The following is a 4327-nucleotide window of genomic DNA, read 5'->3' on the forward strand; positions in this document are numbered from 1 at the left end:
TTTCCTTCTTTTATATAATATGCCATTTGGTAGTTTCTCTATTTGTAGCTAAGTTAAACTACCAGTTTTTGCTACATCTTTCCTTATTTTCCCATGACAAACTTTTGTTCACAGAGACTAGTCCAATCAACGCACAGAAAATCATGTAAAAGCTTGCTAAAGTTTCTTGTTCTGTAATCTTAATAATTGTTGTACATATAAATGGTGCAAGGCCGCCAAAAAATCCAGCAGCTATATTTCTTGATAAACTAAATCCGCTATACCGCACCTTTGTTGGAAATAATTCGCACATAAGTGCACTGACAGGACCAAGTGATGCAGCTATTGGGATTATAAAAAGAACGTGTGCCACTACGGTTAGCAAGTTGTCACCTCTTAGTATCATAAAAAAAACTGGATAACTTACTACTATGAAAGCCATAAATGCAAATTTCATGACTTTTTCTCTTCCTATCTTGTCAGAAAGTATTGCAAACAATATAGTCAGTCCTCCGAGCGCAATTTGACTCAGTATTTCCACCATGTGGTTAAAATGAGTATTTATTTTTGATGTAAGTACATTGAAAAATACTAGGTATATATAAAGGGATGAATTTTCGACTATGTCGACTCCTACCGATATCAGAAAAGGTTTTTTATAGCTGTTTAACAACTCTTTTAACGGCAATTGAGGTGGATTTTTCTGCTTTTTGTACTCTGGGCTCTCATCAAGTATATATCTTGTATATATACTGATTAATCCCATCACTAAACTGAAAACAAAAGGTAATCTCCATCCCCAAGATTCAAAATCGGATACTTTTTTGCATATGAGTACTGCTATAAGACTTAATATTGAACCAAGAATTGCACTGAGTACTTCGATACTGCCAAAGAATCCTTTCTTGTCCTTAGGAGCATGCTCTATTAAAAACGGGGCATTTCCTGCTTCTCCTCCAAGGGATATACCTTGCAATAACCTTAAACATACCGCCAGTATTGATGCGAGTATTCCAATGTTTTGATACCCCGGAACAAAGGCGATTGATACAGTTGATAGAGTCATTAATACAATGGAGAGCAATAGAGCAACCCTTCTCCCATATTTATCACCAATATGGCCAAATATAGCAGCACCGATTGGCCTCATCAGGAAACCCACTGCAAACACTCCAAAAGCCTTCAGTATGCTAACCAATTGATCATCTGATGGAAAAAACACACCGCCGATTATACTGATTAGGTGACCAAAAAGCATATGGTCATACCACAATAAGGTGTTACAAATTAAACTTGAAAATATTACTTTTGTTATTTGTTGCATAAAATCTTCTGCAGTTTACTTGATATAATAGCGATATTCCTTGTTTTTTCAAATATAATGTTAAAATGTGAGCATTATGTGAATATTATATTAATAATGATATCTCATTAAATCTTAATATTTTTATATCATTGACTATATCGAGTATTTTTATATCATATATTTCACCATGTTTTAGTGAGGAAGCCATTTTTATCTGTATACACAAAACCTTTTGATAGGACACTATGACACATATTCCAGTTTTGTTAAGAGAGATGCTATTACAACTTTCACCACAAAATGGTGGTGTGTATGTGGATGCTACGTTTGGAGCTGGAGGATATAGCAAAGCAATACTGGAGTCCGCTGATTGCAAAGTGTATGCAATTGATAGAGATGAAACGGTTGTTAAATTTTATGATAGTTTAAATATCAAGTATCCCGGCAAAATAAAGCTATTTATTGAAAAATTTAGCAATATTAAAAGCATACTGAGCAGAATCCGAATAGCTGACACTGGAGTTCGGAAAAAAAAATGTGATGGAATGACACCAGACAGAATTATTGAAGGCGTGGATGGAGTTATATTTGATGTTGGAGTATCGTCTATGCAGCTTGATGAAGGAAATAGAGGATTTTCATTTTTACATGATGGTCCGCTTGATATGCGTATGGATGGCTCTTCTCAAATCAACGCTTCAACGTTTGTTAACGCTTTGCGTGAAGAAGAAATTGCAAACACTATATATAACTACGGAGGGGAACGTCATTCTCGCAAAATTGCAAGGGCGATAGTAAACACGCGGAGGAAAAAACCTATCAAAACTACATTTGAACTCGCAGATATTGTACGTTCTGTGGTATTTCGTGGAAAAAGCAAAATTGATCCTGCAACTAGGACATTTCAAGCAATAAGAATATGGGTAAACGATGAGCTTGGAGAACTTGAAAAAGGTATTAAGGCCGCATCTGAAATTTTAAATAAGAATGGCAAACTAATTGTCATTACTTTTCATTCTTTAGAAGACCGTATAATTAAAACCTTTTTCAGAGGTTTGTGTGAACCAAGATCTGCTGATTATAGAACATTTTCCCTCCTAAATAAAAAAGTGATCAAAGCGAGTGCGGAAGAAATAAATGCGAATCCACGTGCGCGTTCAGCAAAACTAAGAGCTATACAGAGGTTATCATGAGAACTTTCTGTATTATCTCAATGGTTATGTTTTTTTTCAGTATTACAGGGCTATTTAAGGTAAAATTACATGTTCAGTTATTAAATGAAGAACTAAAAAAAATAAAACGAGAAATTAGTTTAGCGCAAAGTGACATAAAAGTTTTACAAGCAGAGTGGAGTTATTTGAGTAATCCAAAGAGACTTGCAAAATTCATGGATAGGTACCTGAAAAACAACTCTTTTATATTAGCCAGCCAGGTTAAAAACCTTGGCTCCCTAAATGGCCGCAGCGCGCTAGCACAACTTAAAAATCAGGATTGACGACTAATTAAATAGTATCTATTCAGCGAAGTGGTAAAATGAGGTAGACAAAACGCTCTAAAAAAGTAATCATATAGTAAAAGTGAGTTTACAACAAACAGTGTCATCCAAGTAGCATAGAAACAGAGCAAAAAACTACTTGACAACCTTCACCAGCCTCCTTATAATGATAGTGAAGCTATTTATCTTCAGCAACCTGTGCAGGTTAATGACAAAAAACTTAGGGTATTTGGCGTCTCATGTTTAAATTTTTGCAATATGTGTACCTCACGTCTTTTTAAAACTTCTGGTTTTCAAGCTGAAACGCGCTTATAAGTCGTTTAAGACAGTATAGAACGTCAAATAGACAAGGGAGAATTTGAATACTAGCTGCCTCAGAGTTTTTTTGCCTTTTTTTCCGCTCAGTAAATTTCTTAACGTTTGTAGTTTTGGTTATTTGCATTTAAAAGTAGCTGAATCGTAGCGTTGAGGATAAAAACGCCGATATTTGAGGTACATCTGAATAATTAGCCACCGACCGGGACTTCTTTTGCTTTTTTCTCCATTTGGTAAATTTCTTAAATATAAAGGTTAGTTACGGTTTGAATGCAACCCCCGCAAGAAAAGATGTCATAAAAGTAGCAGATACTGGCTACTTTTAACCGCAAGTTACCTGTAATTGCAATGTTCATGTGTCGCACTACTTGCATAGCAGAGCAACGCAAGCTTATGCGAATGGTATCTGTTATTATAATTATAGTATATGCTAGTTTAGCAATAAACTAACTAATAGACATTATAATATTGATAATTGTAAATTTATTGAGAGATTTTTATGAGTGAAAAGAAATATATTTTTAAGATAGATAGCAGTGAGGCTATTGAAAAAATTGGAAGAAGCCTTGAAACTAATGGTAGAGAGGAAGTCACTGATAGCGACTTTAAAAGTAACATGTGTTAATTATTTATATTATAAAGAAATCGAAGTTGATGCAAATTGCTACCCGCACAGGCTGATGCTCTTTATCCCTGACTTACATTTTACTATAGTAAAAAGTGAAAGCGTAATTGATATAGTAAAAGATGAAGATGGTTCAGTTAAGATAATGAGAAGTAATGAATATGGAGGTGAAAATGTAATCGCTTACCTTTCAGATAAAGATGGAAATATGACTGATAGTACTCGATATTTTGAAGAGGCGATAATTAATGTCATAAAAGACTTATATGATGCAATGTCAAATTGTGGTATTCTTCCGCTTGAGAATTTGACAGATACTTACATTCAAAACATAGTAGAGTACTTAACAAGCAACCAACTTCAAACTTTAGCAGAGCACTTAACCGACAATCGATTCCTAGCTTTGGTGGATCACTTAACCAACCACCAACTCAAAACTCTCGCTCAGGAGTTAAATGAGACAAAACTAAAAATTATTGTCCCTATTTTAAATGAGAACCAGCTTGAAGCTCTAGTCCCTGTGAAAAAAGTTTATCATGAGAAAATAAGGAAAGATGTAGCAAAAACTGGTAGTTTAACTTAGCTACAAATAGAGAAACTACCAAAT

The 4327-nt window shown here is 34.5% G+C and carries 4 protein-coding genes; 3 read left to right on the forward strand and 1 reads right to left on the reverse strand.

The window, feature by feature from the left end; all coding sequences use genetic code 11:
• Nucleotides 1-58 precede the first annotated feature (58 nt).
• Nucleotides 59-1303, reverse strand: a complete 1245-nt coding sequence (locus tag GO685_RS03600; protein WP_175937610.1) for an MFS transporter — start codon at nt 1301-1303, stop codon at nt 59-61.
• A gap of 227 nt (nt 1304-1530) precedes the next feature.
• On the opposite strand from GO685_RS03600, the gene rsmH reads away from it, so the two are divergent.
• The 3 genes from rsmH (at nt 1531) to GO685_RS03615 (ending at nt 4303) form a co-directional block, all read left to right on the forward strand.
• The gene (gene rsmH, locus GO685_RS03605) at nt 1531-2478 is read left to right on the forward strand and encodes a 16S rRNA (cytosine(1402)-N(4))-methyltransferase RsmH (RefSeq protein ID WP_175937611.1); all 948 of its coding nucleotides are present in this window, start codon (nt 1531-1533) and stop codon (nt 2476-2478) included.
• Complete coding sequence (gene ftsL / locus GO685_RS03610) at nt 2475-2780, forward strand: cell division protein FtsL (protein ID WP_175937612.1); 306 nt, start codon at nt 2475-2477, stop codon at nt 2778-2780. Before rsmH ends, ftsL begins: the two co-directional genes overlap by 4 nt.
• Before the next feature lie 881 nt (nt 2781-3661).
• Nucleotides 3662-4303: a hypothetical protein gene (locus GO685_RS03615; protein ID WP_175937613.1), complete on the forward strand. Its 642-nt coding sequence runs from the start codon at nt 3662-3664 to the stop codon at nt 4301-4303.
• The last annotated feature ends 24 nt before the right edge of the window (nt 4304-4327 follow it).

Origin of the sequence: Wolbachia endosymbiont of Madathamugadia hiepei (assembly GCF_013366855.1) — a bacterium.
Classification (GTDB): Bacteria; Pseudomonadota; Alphaproteobacteria; order Rickettsiales; family Anaplasmataceae; genus Wolbachia.

What these genes read in the sequence shown, in the direction of transcription:
- GO685_RS03600 (WP_175937610.1), bottom strand. Translation starts at nt 1,303, where the DNA reads ATGCAACAAATAACAAAAGTAATATTTTCAAGTTTAATTTGTAACACC.
- rsmH (WP_175937611.1), top strand. Translation starts at nt 1,531, where the DNA reads ATGACACATATTCCAGTTTTGTTAAGAGAGATGCTATTACAACTTTCA.
- ftsL (WP_175937612.1), top strand. Translation starts at nt 2,475, where the DNA reads ATGAGAACTTTCTGTATTATCTCAATGGTTATGTTTTTTTTCAGTATT.